Annotated in this window: 15 protein-coding genes and 1 other RNA gene; 3 read left to right on the forward strand and 13 right to left on the reverse strand. The window is 69.9% G+C overall.

The window, feature by feature from the left end; all coding sequences use genetic code 11:
• Positions 1-28: 28 nt before the first annotated feature.
• From JUB11_RS09545 to JUB11_RS09600, 12 genes are all read right to left on the reverse strand, one after another.
• Positions 29-1513, reverse strand: a complete 1485-nt coding sequence (locus tag JUB11_RS09545; RefSeq protein ID WP_207458300.1) for a UDP-N-acetylmuramoylalanyl-D-glutamyl-2,6-diaminopimelate--D-alanyl-D-alanine ligase — start codon at positions 1511-1513, stop codon at positions 29-31.
• A complete protein-coding gene (locus JUB11_RS09550; protein ID WP_207458417.1) occupies positions 1510-2949 on the reverse strand; it encodes a UDP-N-acetylmuramoyl-L-alanyl-D-glutamate--2,6-diaminopimelate ligase in 1440 nt (479 codons plus the stop codon). Before JUB11_RS09550 ends, JUB11_RS09545 begins: the two co-directional genes overlap by 4 nt.
• A 7-nt stretch (positions 2950-2956) precedes the next feature.
• Complete coding sequence (locus JUB11_RS09555; protein WP_207458301.1) at positions 2957-4777, reverse strand: penicillin-binding protein 2; 1821 nt, start codon at positions 4775-4777, stop codon at positions 2957-2959.
• Positions 4774-5403, reverse strand: coding sequence for a hypothetical protein (locus tag JUB11_RS09560; protein ID WP_207458302.1), 630 nt, complete (start codon positions 5401-5403; stop codon positions 4774-4776). The genes JUB11_RS09555 and JUB11_RS09560 overlap by 4 nt, the downstream gene beginning before the upstream one ends.
• Complete coding sequence (gene rsmH / locus JUB11_RS09565) at positions 5400-6377, reverse strand: 16S rRNA (cytosine(1402)-N(4))-methyltransferase RsmH (RefSeq protein WP_207458303.1); 978 nt, start codon at positions 6375-6377, stop codon at positions 5400-5402. Before rsmH ends, JUB11_RS09560 begins: the two co-directional genes overlap by 4 nt.
• A complete protein-coding gene (locus JUB11_RS09570; RefSeq protein ID WP_207458304.1) occupies positions 6374-6871 on the reverse strand; it encodes an MraZ family transcriptional regulator in 498 nt (165 codons plus the stop codon). Before JUB11_RS09570 ends, rsmH begins: the two co-directional genes overlap by 4 nt.
• Positions 6872-7753: 882 nt before the next feature.
• Positions 7754-8152: RNase P RNA component class A (rnpB, locus tag JUB11_RS09575), an RNA gene on the reverse strand.
• Between the two features lie 11 nt (positions 8153-8163).
• Positions 8164-8805, reverse strand: coding sequence for a Uma2 family endonuclease (locus JUB11_RS09580; protein ID WP_207458305.1), 642 nt, complete (start codon positions 8803-8805; stop codon positions 8164-8166).
• Between the two features lie 70 nt (positions 8806-8875).
• Positions 8876-9574 (reverse strand): N-acetylmuramoyl-L-alanine amidase, encoded by a 699-nt coding sequence (locus JUB11_RS09585; RefSeq protein ID WP_207458306.1) that lies wholly within the window; start codon positions 9572-9574, stop codon positions 8876-8878.
• Between the two features lie 42 nt (positions 9575-9616).
• Entirely contained in the window at positions 9617-10495 is an 879-nt protein-coding gene (locus JUB11_RS09590; protein WP_207458307.1) for an EamA family transporter, read from the reverse strand.
• Positions 10492-12318 carry an ATP-binding cassette domain-containing protein gene (locus JUB11_RS09595; protein ID WP_207458308.1) on the reverse strand — a complete coding sequence of 609 codons (1827 nt, stop codon included), beginning with the start codon at positions 12316-12318 and terminating at the stop codon, positions 10492-10494. The genes JUB11_RS09590 and JUB11_RS09595 overlap by 4 nt, the downstream gene beginning before the upstream one ends.
• A gap of 133 nt (positions 12319-12451) precedes the next feature.
• On the reverse strand, positions 12452-13195 hold the full coding sequence (locus tag JUB11_RS09600; protein WP_207458309.1) for a TerB family tellurite resistance protein: 744 nt from the start codon (positions 13193-13195) through the stop codon (positions 12452-12454).
• Positions 13196-13443: 248 nt separating this feature from the next.
• Here JUB11_RS09600 and JUB11_RS09605 point away from each other — a divergent pair, with 248 nt between their 5' ends.
• On the forward strand, positions 13444-14007 hold the full coding sequence (locus tag JUB11_RS09605) for a GNAT family N-acetyltransferase (RefSeq protein ID WP_207458310.1): 564 nt from the start codon (positions 13444-13446) through the stop codon (positions 14005-14007).
• Between the two features lie 96 nt (positions 14008-14103).
• Here the strand turns inward: JUB11_RS09605 and JUB11_RS09610 are convergent, their stop codons facing one another.
• Positions 14104-14730, reverse strand: a complete 627-nt coding sequence (locus JUB11_RS09610; RefSeq protein ID WP_207458311.1) for an ATP-dependent Clp protease proteolytic subunit — start codon at positions 14728-14730, stop codon at positions 14104-14106.
• 244 nt (positions 14731-14974) lie between these two features.
• Here JUB11_RS09610 and JUB11_RS09615 point away from each other — a divergent pair, with 244 nt between their 5' ends.
• Positions 14975-15829: a glycosyltransferase family 2 protein gene (locus tag JUB11_RS09615; protein ID WP_207458312.1), complete on the forward strand. Its 855-nt coding sequence runs from the start codon at positions 14975-14977 to the stop codon at positions 15827-15829.
• Between the two features lie 38 nt (positions 15830-15867).
• Positions 15868-16224, forward strand: coding sequence for a hypothetical protein (locus JUB11_RS09620; protein ID WP_207458313.1), 357 nt, complete (start codon positions 15868-15870; stop codon positions 16222-16224).
• Positions 16225-16252 lie beyond the last annotated feature (28 nt).

The raw sequence follows: 16252 nt of genomic DNA on the forward strand, positions 1-16252 counted from the left end.
GGGCGAGGAGGAGGGCGGGAGGAGAAGGTCAGGAGCGGGCGGATAAGAGGGGCGAGGCCGTCGGCTTGCCGTTGGAGTCCTCTTCGCGCCGCGTGTCAAGCGACGAGAGAAGCTCCACCACCGTTCCCATGCGGCTGCCGGCGGATCCCTTCACCAGCACCACGTCGCCGCCCTTCACCTCGGCGGCGACGACGGGGGCGAGCTCGGCGCTGGTTTCGGTCCAGCGCCCCTGCATCGCCGGCGGCAACCGGTCGAACAGGGCGCGCATGTGCGGGCCGGAGCAGTAGACGGTGTCGACATGGGCGGCCTTCAGCGGCTCGGCCAGGGCGGCGTGCAGAGCGTCGGCGCGGTCGCCCAGCTCGCGCATGTCGCCGAGAGCGGCGATGCGGCGCCCGCCGGCGCCCGGATCGATCCGGGACACCACCTCGAGCGTCGCGGCCATGGCCGCCGGGCTGGCGTTGTAGCTTTCGTCGATCAGGGTGAAGGCGCCCTGGGCCGCATGGATGCGCTTGCGCGTGCCACGGCCCTTCACGGGCTGGAGCGTGGACAGGGAGCGGGCGGCGGTCGCGAGGTCGGCGCCGAGGCCGCGGGCGGCCAGCAGCACGGCCAGGCTGTTCATGACCCAGTGCTTGCCCGGCAGGGACAGGCAGTATTGCAGGCGCTCGCCGCCGATCACGGCGGTGACGGCGCTGCAGGTCGCGTGCAGCGAGAAGTCGGCGAGCCGCGCCTCGGCGTCGGCGTGGGTGCCGAAGCCCCAGACGCGCAGGCCCCTGGCGCGGGCCGCGGCGGCCAGCCGGCCGTAATGCGGGTTGTCGCGGTTCAAGACGGCGATCCCGCCGGGTGCGGTGCCCTCGAAGATCTCCGCCTTGGCGTCGGCGATGTCCTCGACCGACGCGAAGAATTCCAGATGCGCCGCCTCGACCGTGGTGATGACCGAGACGTCGGGCCGCACCATGCGCGACAGCGGGCCCAGCTCGCCCGCGTGGTTCATGCCCAGCTCGAAGACGCCGTAGGCGGCCCCGGCCGGCAGGCGGGCCAGCGACAGCGGCACGCCCCAATGATTGTTCAGGCTGCCCTCGGTCGCGTAGACCGACCCTTGCGCGCCCAGCACATGGCGCAGCGCCTCCTTGGTGCCGGTCTTGCCGACCGAGCCGGTGACGCCGACGATCTTCGCACGGGTGCGGGCGCGCCCGGCGCGGCCCAGGGCCTCCATGGCGGCCAGCGTGTCCCCGACCGTCAGGAGAGGGGCATCGGCGGGCACCTCTTCGGGGGCATGGCCGACCAGGGCGGCGGCGGCCCCGGCCTCCAGCGCCTTGCCCACGAAGGCGTGGCCGTCGAAATTCGGACCCTGGATGGCGATGAAGAGGTCGCCCGGCGCGACCTTGCGGCTGTCGATGGCGACCCCGGTGGCGGTCCAGGCGGCGTCGCCGCCGGACGCGGCGCCGGTGGCGGCGGCCGCGTCGCGGGCCGTCCACAGGGGGGCCGGCGTCGTGGTGGGCGTCGTCTCGTTCATGTTCCAACCTCCGCTACGGCGGTCCGGGCCTCGGCCACGTCGTCGAAGGGCCGCACCTCGGTGCCGATGGTCTGTCCCTGTTCGTGCCCCTTGCCGGCGACGACCAGAACGTCGCCCGCCCGGAGCCCCCGGACGGCCGCGCGGATCGCCTCGCGGCGGTCGCCGATCTCCTCCAGGGCCGGTGATCCCGCCAGCACCTCCTTGCGGATGGCCTCGGGGATCTCGGTCCGCGGGTTGTCGTCGGTGACGATGGCCCGGTCGGCCAGGCGGCCGGCCAGTTCCCCCATCACCGGACGCTTGCCGCGGTCGCGGTCGCCGCCGCAGCCGAACACCACGGCGAGGTGGCGGCGGGCATGCGGCTTCAGCGCCGTCAGCACCGTTTCCAGCGCGTCCGGCGTGTGAGCGTAGTCGACGTAGACGGTCGCTCCGCTCGGGGTGGTGGCGACATGCTGAAGGCGGCCGGGCACGCCGTCCAGGCGGGCCAGGGTCTCCAGCGCCAGGTCGCGGTCGCCGCCGGAGCCGATGACCAGGCCCAGCGCGCAGAGCACGTTCCAGGCCTGGAAGCGGCCCGCCAGAGGCAGGTCGACCGTGACGTCGCGGCCCAGGACGGTGAGGTCCAGGCGTTGCCCGTGGACCTGCGGTTCGACCGCATTCACCCGCAGCTCGCGACCGGACAGACCGTAGCCGAAAACCCGGTGGCCGCGGCTGGAACAAATCTCGGAAAGTTGGGGGAAGACGTCGCTGTCGGCGTTCAGCACGGCGGTGCCGCCCGGCGCCAGGACGCGCCCGAACAGCGCGCCCTTGGCCGCCAGATAGGCCTCCATCGTGCCGTGATAGTCGAGATGGTCGCGCGTCAGGTTGGTGAAGCCGGCGGCGGCGACCCGCACCCCGTCCAGCCGGTACTGGTCGAGCCCGTGGCTCGACGCCTCCATGGCGAGATGCTCGATGCCCGCGTCCTTGACGGCGGCGAGATGGCGGTGCAGCGACACCGGGTCGGGCGTCGTCATGGCGCCGTAGCCGTCGAGGCCCGGGCCGACCAGCCCCAGCGTGCCGAGGCTGGCGGCCTTGTGTCCCATGTTGGCCCAGATCTGCCGGGCGAACTGGACGGTGGAGGTCTTGCCGTTGGTCCCGGTGACGGCCACCACCGTGCCGGGCTGGCGGCCGTGGAAGGCCGACGCCATCAGGGCGAAGGCCAGGCGGGGCCGGTCGGCCTCGATCAGGACCGCCGTGCTGCCGGCGGGAAGCTCCGTTCCCTTCGGGGCGAGCACCGCGGCCGCACCCTGCGCCAGGGCGGCGCCGATGAAGGCGCGCCCGTCCTGCTTCGCTCCGGGGAGGGCCGCGAACAGGAAACCGGGCGTGACCGCCCGGCTGTCGGCGGTCAGCCCGGTTATCTCAAGCCCGGTCACATCGAGGCCGGGGGCGGCCTCGCGGACGATCGTATCCTCAGTGCGGTTGGCCAGCAGGCGGGATAGATGCAACGGAGCTTCCCTTCGTTGGAGCGGGAGGGGGCGGAACGATGGAGCCGCTGGTCGACATGTAGACCGCGTTGAGGATCTGCGGCGAGGTTTCGTCCACCGGCGCCACGTTCAGCAGCGGGCCGATCTGGCGGACGATGCGGCCGACGAGCGGCGCGCCGACCCAGCCGCCGGTGGCGAAGCCGTAGCTCTGCTTCGTTCCCTTCGGCTCGTCGATCAGCACGTAAACGATGTAGCGCGGATCGTGCATCGGGAAGGCCCCGAGGAAGGACGACATGCGCGAATTGCGCACGTAGCTGCGGCCCTTCTGCTTGTCGGCCGTGCCGGTCTTCCCGCCGACGACGTAGCCCGTGGCGTTGGCGCCCTTGGCGGTGCCGTCGGTCACCACGAAGCGGAACAGGCGGCGCATGATGTCCGAGGTGCGCTCGGACAGGACGCGCTCGCCCGGGACAGGCTCGCCGTCCTGGTGCCTCAACAGCGTCGGCCTGTGCATGATGCCGCCGTTGACGGTGGCCGCCGCCGCCGCGACCGTGTGCATCGGGCTGACCGAGATGCCGTGCCCGAAGCTGATGGTCATGGCGTTGACCTCGCGCCAGGGGTTCGGCACGAGCGGCCAGCCGTTCTCCGGCAGTTCCAGCGTGGTCGGCCGCATGAAGCCGACCTTCGCCATGAAGTCGCGCTGGGTCTGGATGCCGGCCGCCTGCATCATGCGCACCGAGCCGATGTTGGAGGAGTGCTGGAACACCTCCGCCACGGTCAGGGCACGGTGCATGTTGTGGTAGTCGCTGATGGTGAAGCGGCCGATGCGGATGCCGTTGGCGGCGTCGAAATAGTCGCTGACGCGGACCTTGCCGGAATCCAGCGCCATCGCCGAATTGAAGACCTTGAAGGTGGAGCCCATCTCGTACACGCCGAGCGTCGCCCGGTTGAAGAGCGGGTTCTTGTCCTGATCGCTGGCGGCCTCCGGCGGGACCGCGGGGTTGTGCGGGTCGAAGTCGGGCAGCGAGACCATCGCCACCACCTCGCCGTTGCGCACGTCGTAGACGATGCCGGCGCCGCCGATGGCGCTGAACTCCTCGATGGTCGTCAGCATCTCCTTCTTCAGGATGTGCTGGACGCGCAGGTCGAGCGACAGGCGCAGCGGCTTGCCAGGTTCGGAGGTCAGGCGCTTGTTGAAGCTCTGCTCCAGCCCGCCCAGGCCGTTGTTGTCCACGCCGGTGTAGCCGACCACGTGCGAGGTCAGGTTGCCGGCCGGGTAGAAGCGGCGCTCCTCCCGCTCGAAATAGACGCCGGGGATGCCCTGGCGGTGGACGGCGTACTGCTGCCGGGGCGTCAGGTTGCGCTTCAGCCAGACGAAGCGCTTGCCGCTGGACAGCTTGGCGACGAGTTCCTTGCGCTCGTTGGCAAGCTCCGGCAGGGCCTCGATGAGCTTGTGCGCGGACTGGACCGGGTCGATGACCGCCTTGGAATCGGCGTAGAGCGACTGCATGGCGAGCGAGGTCGCGAGCAGGTTCCCGTTGCGGTCGAGTATGTCCGCCCGGTTCACGGGCGAGCTGTCGAGGTCCAGCGCCTCGTGCTTGCGCGGCTCGGCCCCGTCGGCGAGCAGCGTCGCCATCATCAGCTTGACGCCGATGGCGCCGAAGGCCAGCGACACGACGGCGGCGGTCACCATCAGCCGGTTGCGCCCCTGTTCGAGCGCGACGGCGAGCTTCGTCCGCGGCTTGGCGGCGCGCGGCGGAACATAGGCGGAGTGCGCCGCCGGCTCGAACTCGGGGGGCAGGGCGTTCATCGGCCGGAATCCTCGAGGCGGGCGACGAGGGCGCCGAGGCTGTCGCCGGCGGCGGGCGGGCGCAGGAAGCCCTGCTGCGGCGCCGGACGTGCGGCGACCTCCGTCGGCTTCGCGATCTTCCGCTCGGGCGCCTTCTCCAGGTCGGTGGAGCGGACGGCCGGAGCGGCGGCGGGCTTGACGGCCTTTGCGGGTTCGGCCTTCGGCGCGGCGGCGGGCTTGGCCGGCGCCTTCAGCGAGGCCGGCATGACCGAGCCGCCGTTGTTCACGCCCGCCATCGGCGGCATGACCGGGGCGACGCGCGGCGCGTTGGGGAGCGGGGCGGGGGCGGGCAGGGCGTCCGGCATGGTCACCGGGCGCATCGGCACGCTGTCGAGCGCCACGAACTGGCGTCCCTCGGTCGGCCTCAGCGCGAGATGCTGGCGGGCCAGCGACTCGAGCCGGGTCGGGTCATTGAGGAAGCTCCACTCGGCCTTCAGGATCTGGATCGCTTCCTGCTCCGCGACGATCTTGCGGTTCATGGACGCGAGTTGCTCTTCCAGTTCCTGGACCTCGTAGCTGGTCTCGAACAGCACGACGCCCGCGGCGGCGGTCAGACCGAGCCAGAACAGCGCCGATTTGCCTTTCATGCAGCCTCCTTACCGGGCGCCGGGAAGGCCGGCGCCGATGTGCGTTCGGCCGCGCGCAGCCGGGCAGAGCGCGCGCGGGGATTGTTGCGTTCTTCTTCCGGTCCCGGGCCGATCGGCTTGCGGGAGAGCAGGCGGAAGGATGGGGTCCGTTCCTCGCCGCGCGCCTGCGGCGCGTGGCGGGACGGCGCCGGGGGAGGGGAGGAACGTTCCTTCAGGAACGTCTTGACCTCCCGGTCCTCCAGCGAATGGAAGGAAACGACGGCGAGACGCCCGCCGGGCTTCAGCAGCGACTCGGCGGCCGAAAGGCCCCGGCGCAGTTCGCCCAGCTCGTCGTTCACATGGATGCGCAGCGCCTGGAAGGTGCGGGTCGCCGGGTCGATGGCGTCCGCCCTGCCCTTCGGCACGACCGAGCGCACGAGTTCCGCCAGCTGGCGGGTGCGCTCGAAGGGGGTCTCGGCGCGGGCCGCGACGATGGCGCGCGCCACGCGCCGCGCCATCCGCTCCTCGCCGTAATGATAGATGATGTCGGCCAGCTCCGATTCGGCCGCGCCGTTCACGACGTCGGCGGCGGTCGGGCCGTCGCGTCCCATGCGCATGTCGAGCGGGCCGTCGAACCGGAAGGAGAAGCCGCGCTCCGGCTCGTCGATCTGGGGCGAGGAGACGCCGATGTCGAGCGCCACCCCGTCCACCGGGCCGATGCCGCGGGAGGAGAGCAGTTCGTCCATGTCGCCGAACCGGCCCTCGATCACTTCCAGCCGGCCGGGGTAGGCGGCGGAAAGCGCGCGTCCACGTTCGATCGCGGCGGGGTCGCGGTCGATTCCGAAGACGCGGCAGTCCGCGCTGTCCAGGATGGCGCGGCTGTAGCCGCCCGCGCCGAAGGTGCCGTCCACGTAGACGCCGCCGGCGCGCGGGGAGAGTGCCTCGACGACCTCGTTCAGGAGGACGGGGATGTGGGGGGAGGCGGCGGGGGTCATGCGCCCTCCCCGGCCCGGCCGGCGGCGCCGCGCTGGGCCTTGGCGACGATCTGGCTCAGCGAGATGTCCTTGCGGACCACCTGGTCGCGCAGCGCGGCCTCGTGCGCCTTCAGGGCGTTCGGCTCCCAGAGCTGGAAGGTCTTGCGGCGGCCGATGAAGGAGGCCTCCTCGCCGATGTTGGCGAACTCCGCCAGTTCCCTCGGGAGGACGATGCGGCCCTCGTTGTCGAGGGAGACGGGAACCAGCTTCCCGAAAATGAAGGTTTCGATCATCTCGCGTTCGTCCGCGTCCAGGTCGGGGGATTCAAGGCTGTCGGAAAGGACGTCGAGATAATCCTGGTCGGCGCCTTCCAGCGCCTGGTGGTTCAGCGAGGGCCAGAGATAGATCGTGCCCGGCAGGCTGCTCTTGGCGAGCGACTGCCGGAACTGCGCCGGGATGGAGACGCGGCCTTTCCTGTCAACTTTGTTGACGTATGTGGACAGGAAAACGGCCATCGGCCCCGACATCCCCCCGCTTGCCTGAACGACTTACACCCCTGGCCGTTCGATCCCCGCCCCTGCCCTACAGTCGTAAAGCTTTGGGAGAGGACCCCCCGTTATTTGGGTGTTTATGGGATAGCATGGGCCGGTATGGGCGTCAACGCTCCCCCCAGTAATCAAACCATCCTGTCAAGAATTCCGGGAGCCCTGTGGCAGAGATGCAAGGATCCACGCGTCAAGCGCGAAAATAAGAAATTTATAGTCACAGCCCTGCCGAAATTATGCCTTGCGATCTATGAGGTTCATAGAATGTTCCATGACGCCGCCCGGAACCGGACTTGAAGATGGTCGCCGCTGCCTGAGAATCAGGCTGTCCCGGGGAGCTAATACCAGGGTGTGATTCTCATGGTTCGGCATGGGACGGCATGGGAAATCGCCCCACAGTTATCCACCGGGTGTGGATGAAGCTGGGGACAAGTTCGGGGAAGCCGCCGAAAGGCAGGATTTCCGCGGATCCGGCTTGGGGGTATCTGCGCGGACAAGCCTTGGGAAGCTTTGATTGGGCCGGTTTTATCCCCGCCGGCGGGGTGCGCGCCCAGGGGCTTTCCCCCATCTACGGTGGGGCGCCGTCCCACGGCGGAGCGGTTTTCCACCACGCTTCGCTGCGCTTCGGGGTGCGCTCCGGCCCATGCGGCCATGGGCGCGCGCCCCCGGAACGGGGCCGCGGCCCTTTTCCGAAGGCGCCGCCGGGAAGGGCGGTGGGTGCCGGGATGGAGGATTTGATACCGGGTTCGGAAAATTCCGACATCCGAACCCGGTATGGGGCCGCGACTGCGGCCCCGCGCCCCATGGCGCGGAAGTCCTGACCGAAGGTCAGGACTTCATGAGAATCGTATAAGTGCCAGACGGCCTGTAAGCCGGGTTCTGTACCCGGGTCGCCCCGGGCGATGGCCATTCATCTGGGACGCCGGTTACCCGGCGCCTCTCGCGACCAACCCGGACGGCAGCGCGAAAACATGCCTGGCCCACGCCACCCCTGACGGGATGGTGGACCGTGCCGTCCCTATTCGGTCTTGCTCCCGGTGGGGTTTACCGTGCCGCTCCCGTTGCCGGTCGCGCGGTGCGCTCTTACCGCACCCTTTCACCCTTACCCGCGTCCGAAAGACCCGGGCGGTTTGCTTTCTGTGGCACTTTCCCTAGGGTCGCCCCCGCCGGCCGTTAGCCGGCACCGTGTTTCCGTGGAGCCCGGACTTTCCTCCCCCGGCGTGAGCCGAAGGCAGCCATCCAGCCGTCTGGCGGCGCTCCTTTTAGAGGGTTCCGTCCCCGGACGCAATGGACGTGGGGCCCGATCCCAAATCAAGCCCCGGGCCAGTTCCGGAACCATTCCCCGTTTCGACGTTCCGGTAGAGCGCGGAGAGGGGGAAGCCGGCGCCGACGCTGTCCAGCCGCAGGATCGCCTCAGGCTCCAGAAGCAGGTCCACCTGCCAGCGTGCCTCGTCGAGTCGACGGTGGACCTCGACGAAAAGGCTCTCGCTGTCCACCAGGACGATCTCGCGCAGGCTGGGGATCGAGCGGTGGACGGGAAGCTTGATCCGGCGGTCGTGGTCCATCGTCGAGCGGGAAAGGACCTCCATGACGAGGACCGGATCCGGGATCGCGTGCTCCCGGAACGCGTGGGGCTTGCAGGTCACCGCCAGGTCGGCCTGGAAGAAGCTTCGGACGCTGTCGGGCTTCAGGATGCCGGCCTCCGGCTGGACGCGGCAGGGCGGACGGGCGTCCAGCGCGTTGCCGATGTGGCGCGCCGCGTTGCCGACGATGATCTGGTGCGCGCTGTGGCTCGGGGCCATGGCGACCGGCACGCCGTCGATCAGTTCGTAGCGCGTGGTGGTCCCGTCCTCCCAGAGAAGGAATTCGTCCACGCTCATGCGCTTGAAGGCCGGATCGGACATGGGGCGCCTCGCTCGAACCTCTCGAGAGACATGAAATGTATCCTGTCTTCGGCGTGACGGGAGAGGGAAACTAGCGCCCGGTCACGCGCAGCAGGGCGCGCAGGCGGCGCAGCGTCTCCGGGTCGGGCCGGCCGGTCAGCGCCTCCGGGTGGAAATGGCGCTGGAAGGCGAGCAGGGCGGCCGGTTCGGCGGTGTCGTACCCATAGCGTCCCAGCAGTGTCGTCACATCCGGCTCGCCCAGGGAGGTCTCGTCGGGCGAGGCCTCGTCGGGATGGGACGGCGTGGGCCAGAGGCCGACGCCCCGGGCGGCGAGGCCGCGCCAGTCGAACAGCTCGCCCGGATCCTCCTTGCGCGAGGGCGCCACGTCGCTGTGGGCGAGCACGTCCTCCGGCGCGATCCCGTGCCGGCCGATGATGGCGAGGCAGAGGTCGGCGACGGCCTCCATCTGGGGGGCGGGGAAGGGGCGGTAGCCGAACTCGTGGCCGGGGTTGACGATCTCGATGCCGACGGAGCGGCTGTTGACGTCCGAGGCGCCGCGCCAGCGGCTGACCCCGGCGTGCCAGGCGCGGCGGTCCTCCGGCACATGGGCGTAGACGGTGCCGTCCTCGTCCACCGTGTAGTGGGCGCTGACCTGGGCCGCCGGGTCGCAGAGGCGGGACAGCGCCAGTTCCCCCGAGGGCATGCCCGTGTAGTGCAGGATCAGGAGTTCGGGCCGTGCGCCCTCCGGCCGGGGACCGTGGTTGGGGGAGGGGCGCTGGACCAGCTTCATCGTTCGGGCTTCACCGGAGATGGTTCGTTGGGGGAAGGACCGTCATGTCGGGTTGGTGACCTTCTCGCTGACCGTGTTCGGGCGCCGCTTCACGACGATGGCGACGCCGCCCACGGTCATCAGCCCGCCGATCACCAGCGACAGCGTGAAGGGATCGTCCATCAGAAGCACGCCCGCGGCCACGCCGAACACCGGAACCATCAACAGATAGGGGATGGTCTGGTTCACGGCATAGCGGCTGAGCAGCGGGTACCAGAGCCCGTAGGCGAAGATCGTCACCCCGAAGGCCATGTAGCCGATGGCGCCCCAGCCCCGCCAAGTGGAGTTGAGAAGCGCCTCGATCTGGCCGGTCTCCAGGATCAGCGACAGGATCAGGAGCTGGGGCAGGGCGAAGAGCGCCATCCAGCCGTTGAGCGCGAAGCCGTTCACGTCGCCCAGCAGCTTCATCTGGATGCTGGCGACCGCGAAGGCGAAGCTGGCGGCGAGGATCATCAGCAGCGGGGTGATCTGGCCGCTGAGCCGCGGCTGGCCGGCGATCACGATGATGCCGGCAAATGCCGCCGCCATGCCGACGGCGCGCCGCCAGCCCAGCTTGTCCTTGAAGAAGATCGCCGCCATCAGCGAGGAGAAGGGCACCTGCGTCTGCGCCACGATGGAGGCGGTGGCCGCGTCCAGCCCCAGCAGCCCGTTGAACATCAGCGGGAAATGGATGGTGCCGAGCACCAGCGACAGCAGAAAGATCTGGAGCAGCCGTCCGCGCGGAAAGGGGGCGAAGGGCACGAGCACCGCCGCCACCACCACGAAGCGCAAGAACATGATGAACATCGGCGGGAACTCCGCCATGCCCCATTTCGCCACGACGAAGTTGAAGCCCCAGATCGCCATGACCAGGAGCGCCAGCAGCGAGTCCCGGAAGGTCATCCGCGGCCGCCCTCCAGTTCCTCGCGCAGGGCTTCCAGCTCCAGCCAGCGCTCCTCGGCGGCGGCCAGATCGTTCTGCCGGGTCTGGAGAAGCTCGGTCGTCTTCTGGAATTTCGCCGGGTCGCGGGTGAAGAGGTTCGGGTCCGTCAGGTCCTTCTCCAGCTTCGCGACCTCGGCCGTCAGCTTGTCCATGCGGCCGGGCAGCTCGTCCAGCTCGCGCTGGTCCTTGTAGCTGAGCTTGCCGCGCGGCTTGGGTGCCGCGGCCTGAGCGGCCGGCTTCGGCTTGGCCGCGGCTTGGGCTGCGGGGCCCTTGTCCGGGCGCTGAACCAGATAGTCGGAATAGCCGCCCGCATATTCGGCCACGACGCCGTCGCCCTCCACCGCGATGGTCGCGGTGACGAGCCGGTCGAGGAAGTCACGGTCGTGGCTAACCAGCAGCAGCGTGCCCTGATAGTCGCCGAGCACCTCTTCCAGCAGGTCCAGCGTGTCGATGTCCAGGTCGTTGGTCGGTTCGTCGAGGATCATCAGGTTGCTGGGCCGGGCGAAGAGCCGGGCGAGCAGGAGCCGGTTGCGCTCGCCGCCCGACAGGGACTTGACCGGGCTGTCGAGCTGGCGCGTGTCGAACAGGAAGTCCTTCATGTAGCCGGCGACATGGCGCGGGCTGCCGTTGACCATGACGCTGTCGCCACCGAAGGGGCAGAGCACCTGGCGGATCGTGTCCTCCGGGTCCAGCCCCTCGCGCTTCTGGTCGAAATAGGCGGTTTCCAGGTTGGTGCCGAGCTTCACCGTGCCGGAGTCCGGCTGGATCTGACCGGTCAGGATCTTCAGCAGGGTGGACTTGCCGGCGCCGTTCGGCCCGATCAGCCCGATCCGGTCGCCGCGCAGGATGCGGGTGGAGAAGTCCTTGACGACGGTCTTGCGGCCGTCGGCCGTGTCGAAGCCCTTGGCGATGTGCTCGGCCTCGATCACCAGCCGCCCGCCGCGCTCGGCCTCCGCGACCGCGAGCTTGGCCTGCTGGCCGCCCTTGATGTTTTCCGATCGGTCGCGGCGGAGCTGCTGGAGTGCCCGCACCCGGCCCATGTTGCGGGTGCGGCGGGCCGAGATGCCCTCGCGCAGCCACTTCATCTCGCCGGCGATCTTGCGGTCGAGCTTCTGGGCGGCGATCTCCTCCGATTCGAAGACCTCCGCCTGCCACGCCTCGAACTCGGTGAAGCCTCGGTCGGTGGCGCGCACCGTGCCGCGGTCGAGCCAGAGCGTGCGCCGGGCGAGCCGGTTCAGGAAGGCGCGGTCGTGGCTGATCAGCAGCAGTCCGCCCCGGTAGGACAGCAGCTCGCCCTCCAGCCATTCGATGGTCGGCAGGTCGAGGTGGTTGGTCGGCTCGTCCAGCAGCATCACGTCGGGGTTGCCGACCAGCGTGCGGGCGAGCGCCGTGCGGCGCGCCTCGCCGCCCGACAGGGTGGCCGGGTCGAGATGGCCCGGCACCTGGAGCCGGTCGAGAACGGCGTCCACCTTGTGCAGCTCGTCGCTCTCGTCCTCCGGCAGGCCGGCGGCGACATAGTCGTGCACGGTCTTCATGCCGGTGAAGTCCGGCTCCTGCGGCAGGTAGGCGATGCGGGCGCCGGGCTGCACGAAGCGCTCGCCGCCGTCCGGCTGGATGATGCCGGCGACCAGCTTCATCAGGGTCGACTTGCCGGATCCGTTGCGGCCGACGAGGCAGGCCCGGTCGCCCCGCCCGAGGGACAGGTCGATGCTTTCGAACAGGGGACGGCCGCCGAAGGTGACGGAAACGCCCTGGAGTGCGGTGATCGGGGTGGGGGGCGCCATCGCTCGACAGACGAAAAGGAAAGGGAGGGGCGCCTTTATAGCGCGCTCCCTCCCGCCGGGGCGATGGTCAAAAATGCCTATGCGGCCCTGCGCCCCGAACACGGCGCACCCGGCATGGCGGCGGGAAGGCGCGTCAGGCCCGCACGCGGTCCTGCTGGATGCGGTCGTAGGCGGCGTTGATAGCGGCGACCTTGCGGGTGGTCAGGTCGATGAATTCCTGCGGCATGCCCTGGGCGATCAGCCGGTCGGGGTGGTGTTCGCGGACCAGCCGCCGGTGCGCCGCCTTGATCGCGTCGTCGGGGTCGGCACGGGTGACGCCCAGCAGATGGTAGGGGTCGTTCTCGTCCGGCGTGCCGGCGATGTGATGGCCGGCGAGGATGCGGTCGAAGTCCGCGTCGCCGAAGCCGAAGATCCGCGCCACCTCGCGCAGGTAGCCGGCCTCCACCTCGTGCAGCTCGTCATCCGCCTCGGCGATCGCCAGCAGGCTGTCGAGCAGTTCCTCCAGCACGGCGTGGCGGTCCTCGAAGAGGGCGGCGATCTGCCGGGCGTAGACCTCGAAGCCGTGGGTGCTGCGGCGGGCAAGGTCGAAGACGCGGCCGACATGGTCCAACTCCTCCGGCGGGACCTGGAACAGCCGCTTGAAGGTGTTCACCTCCACCCGCTTCACCACCCCGTCGGCCCGCGCCATCTTGGCCGAGAGCGCGATGACGCCGATGGTGAAGGCGACGCTCTGGGTCGGGTCGCCGCCGTTGCTGTCATTGCCGCCGTCGGTGTGGCGGTCCACCGCATGGCCGGTGACCGCCCCGACCAGCGCGCCCAGCGGCCCGCCGAGAGTGAAGCCCGCCGCGCCGCCCAGAATCTTGCCCCAGATGCTCATCGCCGTCGTTCCGAAATTCCCAGATGTCGCGCCACCGGACGGTGCCATTTCGCGCCGCACCACCGTGGCGCCGGAACCATAGCGGCGGGCGGCCTCTTCGCCAACCGTCGGCGCCGCTTGCCATCCGCCGGGCGCGGGAGCATATAGCTGTTGCAGCGCAGCATAGCTTCCGCTCGAAACAACAACAATCCGTTCTGGGGACGAACGCTCGGCCAAGGCGCGCATTCCGCCGACCACGGGTTCGATCCATGTCCGTCATCCGCAAACTCCTGCCGGCCGAGCTGGCTCTGTACCGGGCGCACCTGCTGCGGCTGGACAAGGCGGACCGCTACGCCCGCTTCACGGGCACGACCTCCGACACGACCATCGTCCGGCATTGCGACGGGATCGACTGGAGCCGCACGCTGCTGATCGGGGCCTTCATCGGGGGCGAACTGCGCGGCGTGGTGGAGCTGTGCAGCGACCGGATGCTCTGGCCGGCGGACACCGAGCTGGCGATCAGCGTCGAGAAGCCCTTCCAGGAGATGGGGCTGGGCAGCGCGCTGGTGCGCCGCGCCCTGACCATCGCGCGCAACCGTTTCGCCAAGCGGCTGCATCTCTACTGCCTCGCCGAAAACCGGCGCATGCGGGCACTCGCCCGCAAGTTCGGCGGCCGGGCGGAGCAGGACGGCGGCGACGTCACCATCACCCTGGACCTGCCGCCCGCCAACCAGTTCTCGCTCGCGCTCGAGGCGCTGGAGGAGAGCGCCGGGGCGGTCGACAGCCTGCTGGGCCGCTGGCGGGCGGGGCGCCCGGATCTGGCGGCGGCCTGACGCAGCCATCGGCCGCCTGCAGGGAAAGCGCGCACGAAAAAGGCCCCTCTCCGGGGAGAGGGGCCTTTCGCGTACCCGATGTGCCGGCGGGCGGGCTTACTTCAGCTCGTCCATGCCGTTGACGATCCGCGAGACGATGCCGTACTCGCGGGCCTCGTCGGCCATCATCCAGTAGTTCCGGTCGGTGTCCTTCGCGACCTTCTCGTAGGGCTGGCCGGTCTCGCGCGCGATGATCCGGTTCAGCCGCTCGCGCATGCGGATGATTTCCTTCGCCTCGATGGCGATGTCCGTTGCCCGGCCGCCCGTGCCGCCCAGCGGCTGGTGGATCAGGAAGCGGGTGTTCGGAAGGCAGACGCGGTTTTCCTTCTTCGCCGCCAGATAGATGTGGCAGCCCGCGCTGGCGACCCAGCCGGTGCCGAGCATCTTCACCTCGGGCTTGATGAAGCGGATCATGTCGTGGATGGTGTCGCCGGCCTCGACATGGCCGCCGGGCGAGTTCACGACCACCGTGATCGGGTCGTCGTTCTCATACGCCAGACCAAGCAGCTGGGCGGACACGGCCTGCGCCAGCTTCATGTTGATCTCGCCGAAGATCAGCACGACACGCGCCTTGAAGAGGTTCTGCTGCAGGGCAGCGAACGGAGGCGGGGCGCTTTCCTTCGACTTCTCCTCCGGCTCGCCTTCGGGCTCGTCGTCAAACCGGGTGTAACCGTCGTGCGCCATCGTTGTTGGTCTCCTTGGTGTCGGACTTGAGCCGCACTGCGCCTCTCTCGCCTCTCCAGATAGCCCGTATTCGCTCCCCGTTCAACGGGCCGCAATGGGAAATCCGGGCACCGGATCGGCATAGGCCGCACCGTTCCGACCTGTTTCCAGGGCCTTTCCGGTCGCTCAAGGCCGATTGACAGCGCCGCCCGCCGCTCAGCATGCTGAAGCCCTGGTCAAGCTTCGCGGAAGTCGGGAGCGGGCGATGGATGGATGCGGCGTCTCGGTCATCATCCCGGCCTTTCGGGCGCAGGACACCATCGCCCGCGCGGTGCGGAGCCTGCTCGGCCAGAGCTGGACGGACTGGGAGGCGGTGATCGTCAGCGACGACGGCGCCGATTACCGGGCGATCCTGGACGCCGCCGGGCTATCGGACCCCAGGCTGGTCTTCACCGGAACGGGCCGGATCGGGGCGGGCGCCCCCGCCGCCCGCAACGCGGGGCTGCGCGTGGCGGGCAAGCCCCTGGTGGCGCCGCTCGACGCCGACGACCGCTACGAGCCGGACCGGCTGGCGGTGCTGGCGCCGCTGGCCGCGGCGGCGGGTGCGGCCGCCGACAACGTCGCCGTGGTCCGCGACCGGGACGGGGCGCCGCTCTCCACCCTTTTCCCGGAGGGGCGGGGGATCGGGGAGCTGGACGCCGCCCGCTTCCTCGGCACCTCCGTGCCGATGTTCTTCATGGTCCGCCGCGACCTGACGCCCGGCTGGCCGGAGGACGTGAACTTCTGCGACGATGTCGCCTTCAACATCCGCGTGCTGGACCGGGTGGGGCGGCTGCCGCTCGCCCTGGCGCCGCTCTACGAGTACCGGCAGCGCGAGGGCTCCATCACCTTTTCGCCCGACAGCGGGGCGCGGGCGGAGGCCTGCTACCGCCATGTGCTGGACCGGCTCGACCGCGACGGATTCGGCCTGCGCGACGCGGACCTGCGCGCCCACTTCCGCGCGGCGATCGGGGCCAAGCGCGCGCTGAACGCCGCCTACGAGGCGGCCTTCCGGGCGGGGCGCTGCGCCAATTTCCAGGAATTCATCGCGCTGCAGGACGCCGCGCTGCCCGCCGGTTAGGCGACCGGACGTCCCAGCCCCAACCACCGACCGAGCCCATGCCGGATCCCTCTCTCACTCCGCCGCGCATTCCCGAAACCGGGCGCTACTGGTTGAAGCGCGTCCGCATCGACGCCGCCTTGCTCGATGCATCTGTCGCCGGGCTGGAGGCCGGTCCGGAAGGTGGCGGAACGGTGCTCGCCGACCTGCGCATCGAGGACGGGCGCATCCGCGCGGTGCTGCCGGCGGGGGAGGCGCCCTGCTGCGCGCCGGGACCGGAGATTCGCGGGGCGCGCGTCCGCCCCCTGGACCCGATGGGTCGCATCGGGCCGGGCCAACTGGCCGACCTGATCATTGCGGACGCGGAAAGGACCTTGATCGAATTGCGCGCCGGTTTGCCGGTTTGCAACACGTGACGCGACAGTTCGCCCTGTCGCCCTCAAC

Source organism: Azospirillum sp. SYSU D00513 (assembly GCF_017356015.1).
GTDB lineage: Bacteria > Pseudomonadota > Alphaproteobacteria > Azospirillales > Azospirillaceae > Azospirillum.